This window comes from Catenulispora sp. GAS73 (assembly GCF_041262085.1).
Lineage (GTDB): Bacteria > Actinomycetota > Actinomycetes > Streptomycetales > Catenulisporaceae > Catenulispora.
Genome location: NZ_JBGCCM010000010.1, coordinates 187,025 through 205,297, shown reverse-complemented (window position 1 = coordinate 205,297; position 18,273 = coordinate 187,025). Strand labels below are relative to the sequence as shown.

The window sequence follows — 18,273 nt, the reverse complement described above, 5'->3', positions numbered from 1 at the left end:
CGACCCTGAGATGAAACTTGCGGCTCGAACGCCCTGATCGGCGCTTCGGGGGCTGATTTCGCGCCTTTGCCCGGCCTGGCGCCGTGATGCGAGCTGTGATACTCAATTCGCGTGGGTCCGACCGAAGAGCCCGAGCCGACACACCAGCCCGCCGGAGCCCCGGAGTCTGCCGGAGCACCCGCCGCTACCGCACCACGCCGCGCCGAGGCGATCGCCTTACGCCGCCCCGCCTACGAAGCCGACCTCAAGGACGGCCTCGACCGGTTCTTCGAACCGCGCCGCACCGTCTGCCCGTGGTGCGCCTCGGACCGGCTCCGCGAACGCCTGCACACCACCGATCTGCTCCAGCACAAGCCCGGCGACTTCCGCCTGGACCGGTGCCTGGACTGCGGGCACATCTTCCAGAACCCGCGCCTAAGCTCAGAAGGACTTGAGTTCTACTACCGCGACTTCTACGACGGACTTGGCGAGAAGAGCAGCGGCGGCATCTTCGCGGGCCGCGGCGCGACGTACCGCCGCCGCGCGAAAGCGTTGCTGCCGCACGTCTCCGGCGTCGCCGGCTCCGCTCGCACACCGGACACCTGGCTGGACGTCGGCACCGGCCACGGCCACTTCTGCGAGGCGGCGCGCGAAGTCTTCCCGGACACGGCGTTCGACGGCCTGGACTTCACGGACGGCGCCGAACTGGCCGAGCGCGCCGGCCGCGTCCGGCACGGCTACCGCGGCAGCTTCGTCGACGTCGCGCCGTCAGTCGCAGGGACCTACGACGTGGTGAGCATGTTCCACTACCTGGAACACAGCGTGGAGCCCGGCCTGGAACTGGAGGCGGCACACAAGGCTCTGCGTCCCGGCGGACACCTGCTGATCGAGGTCCCCGACGCGGCCAGCCGCTACTCCCGCCTCCTCGGCCGCCGCTGGCTGCCCTGGCTCCAACCGCAACACCTGCACTTCACCCCGATCCAGAACCTCCGCACCCGCCTCACCGCCCTCGGCTTCACCGTGCTGGCCGAACAACACGCCGAACCCCACGACCGCGTCGACCTCCTCGCCGCCACCTGGTTCGTCCTGGACGCCCTGGCCCCCCGCGACGAGGCCCCCTGGCTCCCGCAGCGTCCCGGCCGCCTGAAGCGCACGGCGCGCGCGGTGATCGTGACGCTCGGCGTCCCGGCGTTGGTCGCGGCGACGATCCTGGATCGGATCATTCCCAAGGCCCTGATACGCAGCCTTCGGCTTTCCAACGCGTACCGGGTGGTCGCGCGGCGCGACTGAGGCGAACTCCGGGTGGTTGGAGGCGCGAGCTGCGTGAACGCTAACGTGTAGCTCGTCTGCGGCTACCAGTCGATGAACGGGGGGTTTGATGGACAAATCAGCGCTGACGGAAGCGTGCATCGAGGATGCGGGCAGCATCTTGGTCGCGCCTTCCGTACTGCATGATATTGACTTGGTGAGGGACTTCTTCGGGTCCACCATCACGCCAGAGGACCTGGCTACGGGCTCGCCCGATCTCGGGCAGAAGACCGTCTACCTCTGTGGTGACATATCCGGGATCAGCGGCCACCAACTGCGCACGGCTTCCCGGGTATTCGTTATCCGCGAGCTGTCACAGGGGTACCGCGAGGACGTCGACGATCCGTGGACCCTCGTTGATATCGGCCGGGTCCCTATCCGCATGGGCGGCGCCGGTGTGTACTACCGTCGCTTCTTCGAACTCGGCGACGATCACTTCGGACGGATCAGTGCGGAGCACGAGTTCCAGTCCCTGACGGAGTCCACCAAGCCGGGAACGGCCCATCGCAGCGGGATCTATCTGACGCCGGTCACGCAGGATGCTGATGAACTCCATTTCCGTCTGCTCCGCTGCTCCACGAACTTCTCGGGGCCGACCGAGAACTTTCGCCCGACAGACGCGCGCATCGTCGAGGATCTGAACCGCGAGGCCGCTGCTGTCTTCCGGAGCCCGGCGACGTTGAATCACGTCCTCGCGCAGATCTACCACAACACCCTTGCCACGGCTGAGCGTAAGCAGGCCAAGGCGAAGATCTCGGCGCACGCCGACAAGACGAAGGACATGCCAGCCAACGGCATCATGGCCTTCTGTACTTTCTACGACCAGCTTGACAAGCTTCAGCCGCTAGCCGAGGACGCGTTCGACTATGGCGTGAACGGTGTCAGTGGGCTGACCAAGCTCCACTTTCGCCTCAAGGAGTCGACCGAACACCGCGAGGAGTCCGTGCTTCCGTCACAGTTCACTGTGACGCTCTATCCCGGCTCCGTGTTCTTCATGCCGCTGTCCACCAACCGCCTCTATACGCACGAGATTCGGCCGTCAATGTTGGACGCAGCGCTGCTCCCGACCCGCCTGGGATACGTGGTGCGCTGCTCGAACGCCGAAGCCGTGCACAAGGACGGCCACACGTTCCTCAAAGTCGCCGGGGATCTGGTGGAACTGGAGCCACCCACGCCGGACGGCATGGACGAGCTGCGCAGGCTGTACGCGGAGGAGAACAGGACCGCGTCCTTCATTGATTACGGCGACAAGATTCTCTTCAGCATGAATGCGGGAGACTACGATGCCCCCCGAGTCTGAGATCTCCGAAGAGATCCTGTTGTGCGCCTTGCCAGTCGAGGAGAACCTCTTTGCAGAGTTGTTCGCCTCGGTGAGTTGGGAAGACGTGGGCAAAGGTCGGCGAGGCGCCGTGCTCACGAGGGTCGACGAGGCGGGTGGCGTACCTCTAGTGCGCACCACCACTCGATACCGCAGCCCGGCGCAGCGTTTCCGGCCGGTGCACGAGCGGCTGGCGCAACAGATCCAAGAACGTACGGGGCTCTCGGCCGGCTTCAACAACGCCCTCATCGAGACCTATACGAACGCTTACACAACCATGGGCGGCCACTCCGACCAGGCCCTCGATCTGGCCGCCGAGTCGTTCATCGCTGTCTTCTCGTGCTACCAGAATCCCGAAGCGGGCCCGCCGAGAAAGCTGATCTTCGAACCGAAGGAGTCCAGCGGCGAGAAGTTCGAGATCCCTCTCGCCCACAACAGCGTCGTCGCTTTCTCAGCCGACGCGAACCGGCGACTCCGCCACAAGATCATATTGGACGCGCCCGCCCCAGCGGCCGAAAACCACTGGCTGGGCGTGACCTTTCGAACATCAAAGACCCTCATCCGGTTCCGTGACGGACACGCGTACCTCCCCCACGACGCGCGCCTCACGCCGGCCGACGACGAGCAGCAGCGCGAGTTCTACCGACTGCGACGCCGCGAGAACAACGAGACGGACTTCGTCTACCCTCCGCTGACGTATACCATCAGCGACAGCGATTTGCTGCCGCCGCCGCCGTGAACCCGTGAACGGGTGAACCGGTGTGCGAAGCTCCAATAATTCCCCCAGACCCGGGTAGGCCCCCTTCATCTCGAAGTTCGCCCAAAGCCGGCCGAAGGACGACATGGCGCGGAATCGCTACGCGGACCTGCTGCGGGTCGTGGCCATCAGCGGCGTGGTCTACGGCCACTGGCTGTTGGTCTCGGTCACCTATCAGCACGGGCGGTTGTCCGGCGTCAACGCGATCGACCACATCGGCTGGGGGCGGTGGGTCACCTGGGCCATGCAGGTGATGCCGGTCTTCTTCCTCGTTGGCGGGTACGTCAACGCCGGGTCCTGGCGCACGCACCACGCCGAGGGCCAGGGCTGGACCCGGTGGGTCCGCGACCGGGTCATGCGGCTGCTGTGGCCGACCGCCGCCTACATCGCCGTGGCGATCGTCGCGGTGGTGATCGCGCAGGCGGCGGGGGTGCCCCGTGCGGAGCTCGCCGAGATCGCCTGGCTGATGGCCCTGCACCTGTGGTTCCTGCCTGTCTACCTGCTGCTCAACGCGCTCACGCCGGTCCTGCTGGCCGCGCACCGGCGGTGGGGCCTGGCGGTGCCGGCCGCGATGGCTGTGGCGACCGCGCTGGTCGAGGTGGTCAGGACCGCCCCGGGCCTGCACTTCGTCGGCTACGCCAACTACCTGTTCGTGTGGGGCGGCATCCACCAGTGGGGCTTCGCGTGGCTGGACGGCCGGCTGACCGCGCCGCGGTGGCGCCCCTACGCGCTGGCGGTGGTCGGGGCGGCGTTGCTGGTGGGGCTGGTGGCGTCGGGCACCTTCAAGGTCGACATGGTCGGGTCCGGCAACACCAACCCGCCGTCGATCGCGCTTCTGGCGTTCGCGGCAGCCCAGTCGGGCCTGGTGCTGGCGGCGGAGCCGTGGGTCTCCCGGCGGCTGGCCGGGCCGCGCCTGTGGCCGCGGGTGAAGCGCCTGAACAGCGTGGTCATGAACGTCTACCTGTGGCACTTCGTGCCCGCGCTCGTCGCCGCGGTGGCCTTCTACGCCACCGGCGTGTTCGCGCAGCCCCCCATCGGCAGCGGGTGGTGGTGGGAGGTGCGGGTGGTCTGGCTGGCCCTGCTGACCGTCCTGCTGGTCCCGGTGGTCGCGGCCGTCAGCTGGGCCGAGCGGCCGATGCTGCGTCTGCCCGGCGGGGTCGGCCCGGCCGGGTGGTGGTCACCGGTGCTGCTGGTGGTCGGCATTGCGGCCGCGGCTCAGAGCCTGGCCACCTTCGCCGTGGACGGCTTCGCGCCAGGCGGGCGCCTGCCGGGGCCCGCGCTGGCCGGATTCGTAGTCGGGATGACTGCGACCCTGCTGACCGGCCGCGTACCGAAGCCCGGTGACGACGATCAACGGCCACAGCGACTGGAGCCCCGTGACGACACGCTCGGCCACCCCGGCATAGCCGTGACCGTTCAGTTCGTACAGAAACCAGGCCGCGCTGACGAGTACGAGCGCGGTGAACACGGCTGAGGACGCCGGTCGCAGCGGCCACGGCACCGACGGGCCGTCTTCCACGGCCAGGCAGGGCCACGCCGCGAGCGTCACGAAGCCCATCCCGGTGGCGACGACGTGCTGGGGCGTGGTGCCGCCGTCGCCGGGCTCCGGAAAAGCCGCCACCGCGACCGAACAGACACCGCCGAGGAGCAGGCACATCCGACCCGCGGGCCGTATGCGCTTGAGCCCGTACGCGGTGACGAAGTAGCACACCCCGATGCCGGCGAACGCCCAGGTCATCAGCCACCGGTCGGTCGCCCGGTCGGCGGCCAGCGCGCTGATGGTGTGGCTGAGCGGATCGAACCCCGTGGGCTGAAGAGCCGCGGCGGCCGTCCAGCCGCCGATCATCAGGATCGGGGCTGCACCGGATGACAGCAGTGTCCACCATGGAACGAGCGGCATACGCACACCGTAATTGTGAGCGTTTGATCGGACTTGTTCTACGGGAGTCGAGCAGACTGTCGCGCTCGGCCAAATGGGGGACCGCGACTACTCAGACGGCCACGGTGAGCTCCATCAGCCGTCGATCGTCGAGATCGCTGTGGTCGCCGTGATCGCTGTGCCGGTGAGTTCGGCGCAGTAGTCGAGCAGCGCGTCTTGAACCGCCGCGTCCTGCGCTTCGGGGGAAACGAAGCGTTCCCGCTGGTGGTAGAAGTGCCGGCCGGTGACCAGCGCGGCCTCGTCGTCGCTGACGGCCAGCCACGCCTGAGTCACCGGGCCCTGATCCAGGTCGTCCGGCGCGCCGCGCCCACCCATCTTCGTCGGAACCCACCCGGGTTCCACCGAGTTCGACAGCACGTCCGGCCACCGGCGCGCGACACCGAACGCCAGCAGGACGTCGAACAGCTTGCTGTCGCTGTAAGCCTGCGAACCGCTCCAGCGACGGCCGGTCCACTGCGGATCGGACAGGTCCGGATCCCCGCCGCGGGCCATGCCCGAGCTGAGGTAGATCAGCCGGTCCGGCCGCGTCATCAACGCGGTCAGCAGGTACGGCGCGAGCACGTTGACCGTGAACAGATGGGACAGGCCGTCGGCGGTCTCGACGCGGCGCGGCTCGCGGTAGCCGATGCCCGCGTTGTGGATGACGGCGTCGAACCGGCCCGCCGCGTCGGCCGCCGCGGCGAGGGACCGGATCCCGTCGAGGGAACTCAGATCGGCCACCAGCACGTCCTCGGCGCCCGGCACGGCGGCACGCGTCTGCTCGGCTCGCTTGTCGTTGCGCGCGTGCAGGGTGACCGAGTGGCCTTGGGCGATCAGCAGGCGGCCGGCCATCAGGCCGAGTCCGTCGGAGGACCCGGTGATCAGGACGTGAGCCATGGTTGCACCTTCTGGAAAGCGTTCGAGATTCGCCGGCGGCAGCCGCCGCCGCGACACATCCACTCTCGATCTCCCGACCCCGTGCTGTCCAAGACCTATTCCGTGTCCTGTGATGCCCTGCGGGTATCAGCGCGTGTGATGCCCTGCGGGTATCACAGAGAGCCGAAGAGGTCTTGGACGCCGCCGTTGATCAGGCCGCATCGTGGAGACGGGTCTGAAGAGTGACGGAGGATGACAAATGAGGATTTTCCTGACAGGCGGATCCGGCTACATCGGCCGGGCCACGATCGCCGAGCTGGTGCGCCACGGCCACGTCGTCGAGGCGCTGGCGCGCAGCGAGCAGTCGGCGCGGGCCGTCGCGAATGTGGGCCCGGTCGCGGTACGCGGCGGGCTCGCCGATCTGGACGTGCTCCAGCACGCGGCCGCCCGCGCCGAGGCGGTGATCCACCTCGCGCAGGCCGACTCCCCGGCCACCGAGCTCGCCGCTGCCACCGCCATGCAAGACGGCGTCGGGGCCGGAACCTATGTGCACACCGGCGGCAGCTGGGTCTACGGCGACACCGACGGCGTGCAGGACGAGACCGCGCCGTGGAATCCGCCGAGCGTCGTGGCGTGGCGCAAGTCGGTTGAGGACCAGGTCCTGGCCCGCGCCGCCGACGGCGCTCGTCCGGTCGTCGTGCAGCCCGGCCTGCTCTACGGCGGCGACAACCGGCTGATCGATCACTTCTTCATCACGCCGGGCAAGCGCGACGGCGCGGTCCCGTACATCGGCGACGGCGCCAACCGCTGGTCGCTGATCCACGTCGACGACGTCGCCACGCTCTACGTCGCCGCGCTCGCGGCGAAGGCCGGATCGGTCTACATCGGCGTCGGCGAGACGCACCCGACGATGAAGGAGGTCGCCGAGGCGACGTCGCGCGGTGCCGGCCTCGGTGGCAAGACGGTGTCGATCACCATCGAACAGGCCCGCGCCCAGATGGGGCCCGTCGCGGACGCGTTCGCGCTGGACCAGCGCCTGACTTCGGCCAAGGCCCGCCGCGAACTAGGCTGGGTCCCGACGCACGACGACCCGCTCGGGACTTTCGAGCAGGGCTGAGAAACCCCCCCGATCCCGGGTTCGGTTCTCGACCGGGCGCCGCCGCGCTACTCCAGCACGGCGGCGCCCGACCGGCAGCCGACTACGGCGTGTAGGTCACCACCGGGTTCGTCACCAGATGCGTGTCGGTGAGCGACCCGTCCCCGCCGGTGAACGCCACCAGCACCTTCGGCGGCAGCGTGACCGCGGCGTCCAGCACCTGGGTCCCGTCCAGGGTGACGACGACGTGCGACGCCGCGGTGATGGTGACGGTGACCGCGTGCGCCCCGGTGTTCCGGATTGCCGGGATCGCCGTGTTGGAGGCGACCGCGTTCAGATTGGCGTTGCCGTAGGTCGCCGTCCCGACCGCGCACCACGCCGAGTGCCCGTAGATGCCCATGTCGCCATAGGTGTTCAGGGAGACGAACGTCGCCGGCAGCGCCGCGACGCCGAGCCCGCCGCCGGTCTGGCCGAGTGCGGTGTTCGTGGTCTGCGACGCGTCCAGCAGCGCGAACGTCATGCCGTCGGCGCCCTGCGTCGCCGACCCGGAAATGGTCGCTGAGAACGACGCGGTCAACCCGATCGGGTTCACCGCGGTGCTGTTCACGACGGTCCCGGCCGAACCCGTGGCGCCGTCGGCGGTCAGCGTGGCCGTACCGCCGGGTGCGGCGGTCGTGCCGGCGGCGACCACGGCCGTGCCGTTCGCCCGCCAGGTGGCGTCCGTCAGCGCGGGCAGGTTCGCGGTGGCGCCGCCGGTGCCCCCGTAGCCGGACAGGGCCACGGTGACGGTCCCCGAGGTGGTGGTGACGCCGAACGACGAACTCTGCGACCCGGCCGCGGACGAGGTCGGTGCGAACGTCACGGGCACCGTGACCGTCCCGGCCGGGGCGATGGTCACCCCCGTGGCCGGCAGGGTCGCGGTGAACGCGCCGGTCGGGGACGTTACCGAGTTCACCGTCTCGGTGAGGCCGCCGTTGTTGGTCAGCACGACGTTCTGCGAGGCGGTCGCGCCGGTCGCGACGTTGCCGAACGCGACCGAGCTCGGGTTCGCGGTCAGCGCCTGGCCGACCGGTGTCGAGGTCCCCGGCGCGATACTCAGGCCGCTGACGGCGATGACGTTGTTCAGCCCGCCGGTGCTCCCGGTGAACCCGGCGAAGGCGCTCGCCGGGATGACCCCGGCGGCCGGCGCGTAGTTCAGCAGCTGGGTCCCGTCCACCGACACCTTCACCGAGGAGCCGGTGACGGTGATCGCGAGCTGGTGCGCCGACGACCCCCACGCCGCGGGCAGTTTCGCCGCCGCGAGGCAGTTGACGTCCTGGCCGCCGTCGCCCGGGCCCTGCGCGACGCACACGTAGTCGCCGTAGCCGAGCTTGCCGTTCCACGACGAGGCACCGACCACCGCGAGCCCGGTCAGGCCGGAGAAGCCCATCCCGCCGCCCGCGGCGCCCACTCCGGTCGCGGTGCCCTTGGTGGCGTCGACCAGCGCGAAGCTGAAGCCGTCGCCGCCGGTGCCGCCGCTCATCCGCGCGGTGAACGACGCGGTCAGGCCGTTCGTCGGCACCGCCGAGGTGTAGAACGCGGACCCGCGCTGGTTGTTCGTCGCAGGGGTCAGTTGGATGGTGCCCGCCGCACTGCTCGGCAGCGTCGCGGCGCCGTTCGCGTGCCATGAGGTCGGCGGCGTCGGCAGGACCGGTACGCCGGTGCCGGTGATCGGCTCGTTCATCACGCCCTGCCCGCTGTCGGGTGTCAGCGTGTACTGAGTCGTCTGCGCCCCGCTCGCCGAAGGCTTGAACTGCACGGTGACCGTGATGGTCTGCCCCGCGCCGAGCACGAGGCCCTCGGGGACCGGGTTCGGGACGTTGAAGTCGCCGCCGGGTGCCTTCGCCTTGGACAGCGTGGTCGGGATGTTGCCGGTGTTGGACACCGTGAACGAGGCCGAGGCGGTGGCCCCGACCGGGACGTTCCCGAACGCCAGGGTCGACGGGCTGAACACCAGGTTCGCCTGACCGGTGACGGCCGAGGCGGAGATCGGCACGGTCAGCGTCCCGGAGGTGGAGCTCACGGTGACCGAGGCGTTGTCCGTGGCCGCGACCGTCGGGGCGTAGGTGATGCTGAACGCGAAGGTGCCGCCGGCCGGGACGACGGTGCCGGCCGCCGGCAGTCCGGTGACCGTGTACGGGGTCGCGGGGGCGGTCGTGCCGCTGATCGTCTCAGGGCCCGTACCCGTGTTGGTGACGGTCACGTTGACCGTGTCCGTCGTCCCCGTCGGCTGCTGGTTGAAGACGACCGTGCCCGGCGCCGCGCTGAAGCCGGGTTTGACGCCGTAGCCGGTCACGCCGACGCCGACGGTGCCGGAGTCGGTGGTGAAGCCGACGATGCCGGTCACCGAGCCCGCGGCCGTCGGCGAGAACGACACCGGGAGCGACAGCGTGCCGCCGGTGGTCAGCGTCACCGGCAGCGTGGGCGCGGTCGCCGAGAACGGCGCGGCCGCGGTGATCCGCGAGATCGTCACCGGCTTGGTCGCGGTCACCGTGAGCGTGGCGGTGCCGGTGGCTCCGACGTTCACCTTGCCGAGGTCGACCGTGGACGCGGTCAGCGCGGCCGTGGTCGGCGAGCCGAAGCCCATGACAGTGCCCTGCGTCGAGCCGTTCTGCACGTCGCCGCGGGTTCCGACGTATACCTTCCCGCCGTCGGTGGCCGGGGTGGCGAACTTGGACGTGAAACCGATCGGCCAGGAACCCAGCAGCGCCAGGGTTCCGTTGCCGTCCGGCACGGCGTTGTAGGCGCGCAGCTGGCCGCCGGTGCCGAAGGAGCCGCCGGAGTACTCGACCCACACCACCGCGGTGCCGGAGGTGGTGCCCGAGGAGGTGACGACCGGCGCGCCGGAGGTGTAGCCGAAGCCGCCGCCGCTGCTGGTGCCGGCCAGGCTCAACACCGGTGTCCCGGCGCCGTCGAGGCCGTACTTCAGGGCCCGCAGCGGTGCGCCGTTGTCGACGACGTACACGTAGCCGCCGTCGCCGCCCCAGAACGCCGGGTGGTTCCACTGCCCGCCGGCCCCCGGTGTCATGGTGCTGACATCGGCGTCGGTGCCGCCGGGACCCTGCGCCATGCCGCCCAGGTTGTCGCGGTCGAGCAGGAAGACCCGGCCGTCCTTGCCCTGCTGCACCAGCAGGTGCGGGTGGGCGGCGGTGCCGAAGCTGTCCGGCAGCGCCATCGGGCCGCCGGAGGCGAGGTCCTTGTCCGCGGTGTTGAGGTCGTTGACGTTCGACGGTACGAAGAAGTCCGAGGTCGACAGCGAGCCGTCGGCGTTGACCTTCAGGTGCACGACCGCCTCGGACAGGTACGGCGGCGGGTTGGTTCCGGGCGCCGGGGTGGGCGAGACGCCGTTGCCGGTCGCGACGTACATTCCGCCGCCCGAGTCGGCGACGATGCCGCCGCCGGACTGCCAGATCCCGGCGCCGCCGCCGGCCCAGGTGACCTCGGAGGCCCACATCGCGGTCTGCTTCCCGGCCGTGGAGACGCCGACGACGTAGCCGCGGTAGGGGCCGTTGTCGCAGTGCGAGCCGAACGCGGCGTAGACGACGCCGTTGAGCAGCAGCAGGCCGGGGCGCTGCATCTGGTGCTCGGCGTCGAAGGGCACGTTCTGCGGGTCGTTCGATGGCGAGCCGCCGATCCGCACCGGGAAGCCGGCCTTCTCAGTGCCGTCCACGGGCGAGACCGCGTGCATATACCAGTTGGGGCTGTTGATATCCGTGCCGTCGTTGACCTTGGCCGTGAAATAGACGTAGCCCGAAGCCGGATCGTAGACCGGGGTCGAGGTCACGCCGATGTTCGGATAAAGGTCAGTACATTGGCTCCAGACTTTCGTGATCGGCCAGGCCGGACCCACGTCGTCGGTCCATCTGATCGCCCCGGTGGCGGGATCCAAGCCGTATATCTTGTCATTCTCCGTCGCGGCGACAACGGTGTTCTTCACGACGATCGGCTGTGCGTATACCTGGCCGTCGACGGGAGTGCTGAACAATTGCCCGAACGAGGACGACGCGACTCCGGCCGGGGTCAGCGCGGGTTCGTTCTGATCCCATCCGGTCCTATAAGTGTCCTGCGATACTGTGGTAACGTCGGCGCGGACCGCGGTCGAGGGCAAACTGAGAACCGCCGAGACCAGTACGGCGACAACGGCGACGGCGATCGCCGGCCGTGCGCGCCTTCGCGTGATTCTGCCCGAAAGAAGCACTTTACCCCCTGCGCGGATCCCGATCCCGGCGATTGTGCCGGAAGCCGGAAACTACCAGCGCCCAAGCCCGTCGGCGATCGCGATGCGCAACAATTTACACTCCGTTCCCAGAGGGTTGGCTTTGGGCATGCGAAAGTGTTGAGTGCGGGCCACGCCGGGTCGACCGGTCGTTCAGGGGGATCCACTCAATGTTCTCAATCGCCATCATCTTGTTCTCCGCGTTCCAATTCGGTGTCGCGGCTTTCACCTTGTGGTGGATGCTGCACGCCTGGCGCACGCCGGAGACGCTCGAATCCACGAAGTTCGCAGCCCCCGACGGTGACTGCGGTCTGTCGTTCTCGCTCCTGGTGCCGGCGCGGCACGAGCAGGAGGTGCTGGACCACACGGTGACCCGGCTGCTGGAGTCGACGCACACCGACTACGAGGTCCTGGTGATCGTCGGCCACGACGACCCGGAGACCGCCGAAGTGGCGCACGGCCTGGCCGCGCGCAACGCCGACCGGGTCCGGGTGGTCACCGACTACCACGAGAAGAAGAACAAGCCCAAGGCCCTGAACAACGCGCTCCCGCACTGCCGCGGCGAGGTCGTCGGGGTCTTCGACGCCGAGGACCAGGTGCATCCGGAGCTGCTGGCGCACGTCGACCACGCGTTCCGGGACACCGGTGCCGCGGTCGTGCAGGGCGGCGTGCAGCTCATCAACTACCACTCCTCCTGGTACAGCCTGCGCAACTGCCTGGAGTACTTCTTCTGGTTCCGCAGCCGGCTGCATCTGCACGCCAGCAAGGGTTTCATCCCGCTCGGCGGCAACACGGTGTTCGTGCGGACCGACCTGCTGCGCGCGAACGGCGGCTGGGACCAGGAGTGCCTGGCGGAGGACTGCGACCTCGGCGTCCGCCTCTCGTCGCAGGGCGCGAAGGTGGTCGTCGCCTACGACTCGGAGATGGTCACCCGCGAGGAGACGCCCGGTTCGGTCGTCGCGCTGATGAAGCAGCGGACCCGCTGGAACCAGGGCTTCCTGCAGGTCCTGCGGAAGAAGGACTGGAAGCGGCTCCCCTCGCGACGCCAGCGCATGCTGGCCCGCTACACGCTGATGACGCCGTTCTTCCAAGCGTTCTCCGGCATCCTGGTCATGCTCGGCTTCACCGTCGCGCTGATCACGAATGTGCCGATCGGGGTCGCGCTGATCTCGTTCCTGCCGGTGATCCCGATGCTGGCGACGTTCTTCTTCGAAGCCGTGGGGCTGCACGACTTCGGCAAGCAGTACCAGCTTCCGGTGCGCCCGCAGCACTACGTCAAGCTGCTCCTCGGCGGCCCGGTCTACCAGCTGATCCTGGCTTGGGCGGCGCTGCGCGCGGTGTGGCGCGAGGCGCGCGGCCGCAAGGACTGGGAGCTCACCAAGCACGTCGGCGCGCACCTGGAAGCCGAGGCCGCACTCTGATGCGGGGACGGTTCATGGACTTCGTCCGCCGCCACCCCGACCTGTCGGTCTGCCTGCCGCTGGTGGCGCTCATCGTGCTGGTGCAGGGCAAGAACATCGCCAACTTCCCGACCGTCAGCGACGACGAGGGGACCTACCTGGCGCAGGCCTGGGCGATCCAGCACGGCCACGGCCTCGCGCACTACAGCTACTGGTACGACCACCCGCCGCTGGGCTGGATCCAGATCGCGGCGCTGTCCTGGATCCCGGCGCTGTTCGACCACGGGACCATGGTCGTGATGCACGCCCGGGTGATCATGCTGCCGGTCACGGCGATCGCCTCGGCACTCGTATACGTGCTCTGCCGCCGGGTCGGCATGGCGCGGTGGGCCGCCGCGCTGGGCGTCGTGGTCTTCGGGCTGTCGCCGCTGTCGGTGACCATGCAGCGCGAGATCTACCTCGACAACTTCGCCGTGGTGTGGATGGTCGCCGCCTTCGTGCTGGCGCTGTCGCCGAAGCGGCACCTGTGGCACCACGTCGCGGCCGGGGCCTGCGCGGCGGTCTCGATCCTGTCGAAGGAGACGATGCTGGTCGTCGCGCCGGCGCTGCTGTTGGCCCTGTGGCGGGGCTCGGACAAGGCGACGCGCAAGTTCTCCGTGGTCGGGTTCCTGTCCGCGGCCGGGCTGATCGTGCTCCAGTACCCGCTCTACGCGCTGCTCAAGGGCGAGCTGTTCGCCGGGCCCGGGCACAACTCGCTGTTCGGGGCCATCTCCTATCAGCTGGGCCGGACCGGCTCCGGGAACATCCTGCGCTCGGGATCGGTGTCGAACCTGACGCTGCACTGGTGGCTGGTCCGGGACCCGATCCTGATGTACGCCGGGACGGCGTGCTCGTTCCTGGCGCTGGCGGTGCGGCGGCTACGGCCGATCGCGCTGGCCGGGGTGATCCTGATCATCGTCGGGGCCCGGCCGAACGGCTACCTGCCGGCGATGTACGTGATCCAGGCGATCCCGTTCTTCGCCGTCTCGATCGCCGGGCTCGCCGACGCCGTCGTCGCGGTTCTCCTGCGCGAGCGGACGCGAGCCTGGATCCGCGGCTGGTGGCGCTGGGACGTGCCGTGGCGCCGGCTCGACGTCGCGGCGTTCGGCGGCGTCGTGCTGATCGGGCTGATCGCGCCGCAGTGGCAGACCGGCGACGCGACCGCCGACACGGCGTTCTCCAACGACCAGTACGCCCAGGCCTCGGCCTGGATCAGGACACACGTCCCGGACCACGCGCACACCCGGATCGTCGTCGACGACGCGATGTGGCCGGACCTGGCCGACCAGGGCTTCCAGCCCGGGCTCGGGGTGATCTGGTTCTACAAGGTGGACCTGGACCCGGCGGTCGCGCACACCATGCCCGACGGGTGGAAGGACATCGACTACGTCGTCTCGACGTCCGTGATCCGGCAGGACCCGAACGGCCTGCCGACGGTGCGCGAGGCCATGGGGCACGCCGGGGTCGTGGCGACCTTCGGCAGCGGGGATCAGCGGATCGACATTCTGAAGGTGAATCGGTGACGACGGTGGAATCCCGGTCCGACACGGCCGAGGACGGGCCGGCGGTCGAGACCGCCGAAACGGCGGGTACGCAGCGATCGAGCCTCGGCGACCGCATCAGCATCCTGCTTCGCGGCCGGCTCCCGCTGGCGCTGATCATGATTCTGCAGATCGTCCTGGCGTACCGGCTGTCCAACTCGGCGTTCGAGGACGAGTCGCTGTATCTCTACGCCGGCCACCGCGAACTCGCGCTGGAGCTGCACGGCACGCCGACCTACGACTCCTACCCGAGCTACTTCTCGGGCGCGCCGTTCCTGTATCCGATCCTCGCCGCCGGGGCCGACTACCTCGGCGGCCTGGAGGCGGCCCGGGCCATGAGCATGCTGTTCCTGCTCGCGGCGACCGGACTCGTCTGGACGATCACGCGGCGGCTCTACGGGCAGGCTCCGGCGATCCTCGCGGCGCTGCTGTTCACGACGTCCGCGCCGACGCTGTTCCTCAGCCGGTTCGCCACCTACGACGCGTTGGCGATCCTGCTGTTGGCGACGGCGTTCTGGATCGTGGTGCGGACGGCGCGGATGCCGGCCGTCGCGGTGCTGGCAGCAGCCCCGGTACTGGCCTTGGCAGTGGCGGTCAAGTACGCGGCGCTGCTATACGTGCCTACGGTCATCGCCGTGTCGGTGTTCACCGTCCCGGACGGCGAACACCCTCGCCGCGCCCAGTGGATCAAGGGCCTGATACGTGGTGCCGCGTTGACGGCCGGAGTCGTGGCGCTCCTCCTCGCAGCGTACATGTCGCTCAGTCCTGATATGAAGCTCGGCATCAGACAGACCACGACCAGCCGCGACCAGGGCGGCGACCCCGTCTCGGCGATCGTCCGGCTGTCGATGGTCTGGTGCGGCTGGGTGTTCGTGCTGGCGGTCGCCGGCACCTGTTTCGAGGCGTTCCGCAGGAACGGCTCGCGGGCTCGCACCTGGTTGGCGGCCACCCTCGCGGGCTCCGCGCTGCTGGCCACCATCTACCAGGGCCACCTGCACAAGATGCAGTCTCTGCACAAGCACCTCGGCTTCGGCCTGATGTTCGCCGCCCCGGTCGCCGGGCTGGCGATCGCCGGTCTGGCGCGTCTCCAGCACAAGGACGTCCGCAAGCGCATCCCAGGCCTGGCCTTGGGAATCGCGGCCGTTCTGACCCTGTACGCGACGCACGCCGTGGTTCCGCTGTACGACGGCTGGCCGAACTCGACGAAGATGGTCGACGCGATCCGCCCGCTCGTGCACGAGGGGCATGAGCGGTATCTCGCGGAGGAGAACGAGGTTCCGCGGTACTACCTCCGGGACAAGACGCAGCCCTACGAGTGGTTCACGACCTTCTTCTTCTCATACACGACGAAGCAGGGACAGGCGCTGCAGGGCGTCCAGGCGTACCAGAGCGCGCTGCAGGACCACTACTTCAACCTGGTGATCCTGGACCACGGCCCGACCGCGGCGCTCGACGACGAGCTGGACAAGACGCTCAGCGCGAAGGGCTCCGGCTACCGGCTGGTGGCGCAGGTGCCGGGAGCGACCAGCCACGGGACACAGATGTATGAGGTGTGGGCGGCCGGGTAGTCACAGCCACCCGGGCCGCTACCCGGCGGGTCGCGCGACAGGAGTGCCGGATCGCTCTCTCGCTCACTCGCTCCGGACGGCCCGGGCCGCGAACGCCGGTTCGACCGCCTGCCGCAGGGCGATGGCGGCGTGCAGCAGGCTCGCGGTCGTCAGGACGTCCTGCTCGTTCGGGCCGATGATCCGCCATCGGCCGTCGCTGCCCCGCCCCCGGGCGACCCCGAGCCGGACGGGACGGGTGATGTCGGTGACGTCGGTGATGGTGACCTCACCGTCCGCCGCCACGGCGGAGAAGGTGCGGCCCATGCACTTGACGACCGTTCGGTACCCGGACACCTCGTCGATGTCGAACACACTGTTCACCTGCCGGTCAGAGGCCTCCGCCGGGCCTCTTCCTTCGCTTGCGGGCACGATGGGCGCCCCTCCTCGCGTCGCCGGGCTCGGCAGAACCCTGATTCTTGGCCACTCAGTGTAGTCGCCGCCGCGAACCACTGACTCGACGGGGTGGCCGCCATGCCCGTAGGGGGTACCCCCACTGGTATCAGCCGGCATGTCCTGACTCACGGTCCGCTGTACCTCCGGTTTCCGCGAGAATCAACGCGGCAGATCCGCCGCCGGGGCCACCTCGACCGAGGAATGCGTGGTCGCCGAGTGCTACGGCCCGGTCTACCACGGCCATGCCCGCGTCGAGCAGTGGATGCACGCCTGGTTCGACGCCGGCGGCCCCGTCGACGACTGGAAGATCGTCTCGCAGGCGGCCGCCGGTGGTGCTGGCCACGACCGCGCGCGGGTCCGAGTCACTGCGCGCGCGTCAGGTGGGCGGGCGGCGGCCGCCTGTGGTGTGGACGGGGTCCACTCGGCAGGCATAGGCGGCGGTGAGCCGTCGAGCCGGAGGTGCGGGAATTCTTCCCACAGGCGGGGTTGTCCCGGGTTCCCCGTCGCGTCGGCGGGCGTAGCCAAGCTGATCGGGCCGGTGGTGTCAAGTCGCACGAAACCCGACCGAAGCAGCAGTGATCCGACTTGATACCACCGGACCGGTCTGCTTCCGTCAGGCGACGACGCGACGGGGAATCCGGGACGAGGCGACCACAAGCAGCGTCCGGCGGCAGACAGCGCGGCCCCCCTCCCCGGAGCGAGTGCCGCTCGCCGCGCAGGCGCCGCCGGAGGCCCTGCTTTTGACTGTCGGCGCCCACCACGCCCGACGATCGCCGCCCACGCAACGCGTGCGCAGTGACCCGAACCTGTGCGCGGTCGTGCACACGAACACCGCCAGCCGCCAGCGCAACCTGCGGCACACCACCGAACTGCGCCCCCCAGCGGATCCTTCTTAAACCCGCGCGAAGCCGTAAAAAGCTCCTAAAACCCACCAACAAACCGCACCCACCACACCCCCAGCCACCCACACCCACACCCACACCCACACCCACACCCACACCCACACCCACACCCACACCCACACCCACACATCAAGCAGGAGCGCCGAAAAATCGCCTACCTCCGGGAGCACGCGACCTCGGCGCCGCGCTACGACTGGACGGGCGTCTGGCGCGGCTGAACGCCGAGGTGGTCGGAACTTTCATCCCCGGCCGGAATCCGCTTCCGAAACTGAACCAGGACCCTTATTTCAACGTTCTGTGACAGTCGGCCACACCTGGCCGTTCCGGGGGACACCACCACGGTCCGACGGCGCAGGCCGGCGGACGGACACGGAAGCGGAGAACCAGATGTCCAGCCTCAAACCTGTGCCTGAGTACGGCGCATCACTGTTCCGCATAGTGGTCGGCTTTCTCATCGCCTGCCATGGCGCCTCCACCTTGTTCGGCTTCCCCGTCTCGGGCAAGACGGTCTCGCCTCTGATGTGGCCCGGCGGGGTCGCGGCGGCCCTGCAGTTCGGGTTCGGGGTGCTCGTGCTGGTCGGGCTCGGCACCCGGACGTCGGCGGTGATGCTCTCGGGGACCATGGCCTACGCCTACTTCTCCGTGCACCAGGAGAAGGCCCTGCTGCCCATGCAGAACGGCGGCGAGCCCGCCGCGTTGTTCTCGTGGGCGTTCCTCATGGTCGCGATCGTCGGGCCGGGGCCGCTGGCCGTCGACACGTTGAGGGCGAGGGCGAAGTTCCGGGTGACCGGCGGCGGAGAGCCTGCGGCGGCGGTCTAGGCAGGGGTAAGGCAACCTGAGCGCCGGCCGGATCCGAAGTACCGCTCCTTCGGGTTCGGCCGGGC

12 protein-coding genes and 1 pseudogene are annotated in these 18,273 nt (G+C 69.3%); 9 read left to right on the top strand and 4 right to left on the bottom strand.

Annotated elements, in window-relative coordinates; genetic code table 11:
• The first annotated feature begins 105 nt into the window (after positions 1-105).
• The 4 genes from ABH935_RS17505 (at position 106) to ABH935_RS17490 (ending at position 4,836) form a co-directional block, all read left to right on the top strand.
• The gene (locus ABH935_RS17505; RefSeq protein ID WP_370379008.1) at positions 106-1,269 is read left to right on the top strand and encodes a class I SAM-dependent methyltransferase; all 1,164 of its coding nucleotides are present in this window, start codon (positions 106-108) and stop codon (positions 1,267-1,269) included.
• Positions 1,270-1,357: 88 nt separating this feature from the next.
• Complete coding sequence (locus tag ABH935_RS17500; RefSeq protein WP_370378948.1) at positions 1,358-2,587, top strand: hypothetical protein; 1,230 nt, start codon at positions 1,358-1,360, stop codon at positions 2,585-2,587.
• Complete coding sequence (locus ABH935_RS17495; RefSeq protein WP_370378947.1) at positions 2,571-3,344, top strand: alpha-ketoglutarate-dependent dioxygenase AlkB; 774 nt, start codon at positions 2,571-2,573, stop codon at positions 3,342-3,344. The genes ABH935_RS17500 and ABH935_RS17495 overlap by 17 nt, the downstream gene beginning before the upstream one ends.
• Positions 3,345-3,447: 103 nt before the next feature.
• Positions 3,448-4,836: an acyltransferase gene (locus ABH935_RS17490; RefSeq protein ID WP_370378946.1), complete on the top strand. Its 1,389-nt coding sequence runs from the start codon at positions 3,448-3,450 to the stop codon at positions 4,834-4,836.
• Here the strand turns inward: ABH935_RS17490 and ABH935_RS17485 are convergent.
• Both ABH935_RS17485 and ABH935_RS17480 read right to left on the bottom strand, forming a co-directional pair.
• A pseudogene (locus tag ABH935_RS17485) lies at positions 4,765-5,208 on the bottom strand (DUF998 domain-containing protein); the annotation flags it as partial. The gene ABH935_RS17490 and the pseudogene ABH935_RS17485 overlap by 72 nt on opposite strands.
• A gap of 168 nt (positions 5,209-5,376) precedes the next feature.
• Positions 5,377-6,177 carry an SDR family NAD(P)-dependent oxidoreductase gene (locus tag ABH935_RS17480; protein WP_370378945.1) on the bottom strand — a complete coding sequence of 267 codons (801 nt, stop codon included), beginning with the start codon at positions 6,175-6,177 and terminating at the stop codon, positions 5,377-5,379.
• A gap of 238 nt (positions 6,178-6,415) precedes the next feature.
• Here ABH935_RS17480 and ABH935_RS17475 point away from each other — a divergent pair, with 238 nt between their 5' ends.
• A complete protein-coding gene (locus ABH935_RS17475; RefSeq protein WP_370378944.1) occupies positions 6,416-7,273 on the top strand; it encodes an NAD-dependent epimerase/dehydratase family protein in 858 nt (285 codons plus the stop codon).
• A gap of 82 nt (positions 7,274-7,355) precedes the next feature.
• Here ABH935_RS17475 and ABH935_RS17470 read toward each other — a convergent pair whose 3' ends face one another.
• Complete coding sequence (locus ABH935_RS17470) at positions 7,356-11,276, bottom strand: choice-of-anchor D domain-containing protein (protein ID WP_370378943.1); 3,921 nt, start codon at positions 11,274-11,276, stop codon at positions 7,356-7,358.
• Between the two features lie 401 nt (positions 11,277-11,677).
• Between ABH935_RS17470 and ABH935_RS17465 the strand changes: the two genes are divergently transcribed.
• Genes ABH935_RS17465 through ABH935_RS17455 form a run of 3 tightly spaced genes read left to right on the top strand, consistent with a single transcriptional unit; the run spans position 11,678 to position 16,055 of the window.
• A complete protein-coding gene (locus ABH935_RS17465) occupies positions 11,678-12,928 on the top strand; it encodes a glycosyltransferase family 2 protein (RefSeq protein ID WP_194909167.1) in 1,251 nt (416 codons plus the stop codon).
• A 14-nt stretch (positions 12,929-12,942) separates the two neighbouring features.
• On the top strand, positions 12,943-14,469 hold the full coding sequence (locus ABH935_RS17460; RefSeq protein WP_370378942.1) for an ArnT family glycosyltransferase: 1,527 nt from the start codon (positions 12,943-12,945) through the stop codon (positions 14,467-14,469).
• Positions 14,466-16,055 carry an ArnT family glycosyltransferase gene (locus ABH935_RS17455; RefSeq protein ID WP_370378941.1) on the top strand — a complete coding sequence of 530 codons (1,590 nt, stop codon included), beginning with the start codon at positions 14,466-14,468 and terminating at the stop codon, positions 16,053-16,055. The genes ABH935_RS17460 and ABH935_RS17455 overlap by 4 nt, the downstream gene beginning before the upstream one ends.
• A gap of 63 nt (positions 16,056-16,118) precedes the next feature.
• Here ABH935_RS17455 and ABH935_RS17450 read toward each other — a convergent pair whose 3' ends face one another.
• Positions 16,119-16,406 (bottom strand): hypothetical protein, encoded by a 288-nt coding sequence (locus ABH935_RS17450; protein WP_370378940.1) that lies wholly within the window; start codon positions 16,404-16,406, stop codon positions 16,119-16,121.
• Positions 16,407-17,776: 1,370 nt separating this feature from the next.
• Between ABH935_RS17450 and ABH935_RS17445 the strand changes: the two genes are divergently transcribed.
• Positions 17,777-18,208, top strand: a complete 432-nt coding sequence (locus ABH935_RS17445) for a DoxX family protein (protein WP_370378939.1) — start codon at positions 17,777-17,779, stop codon at positions 18,206-18,208.
• Positions 18,209-18,273: the final 65 nt, after the last annotated feature.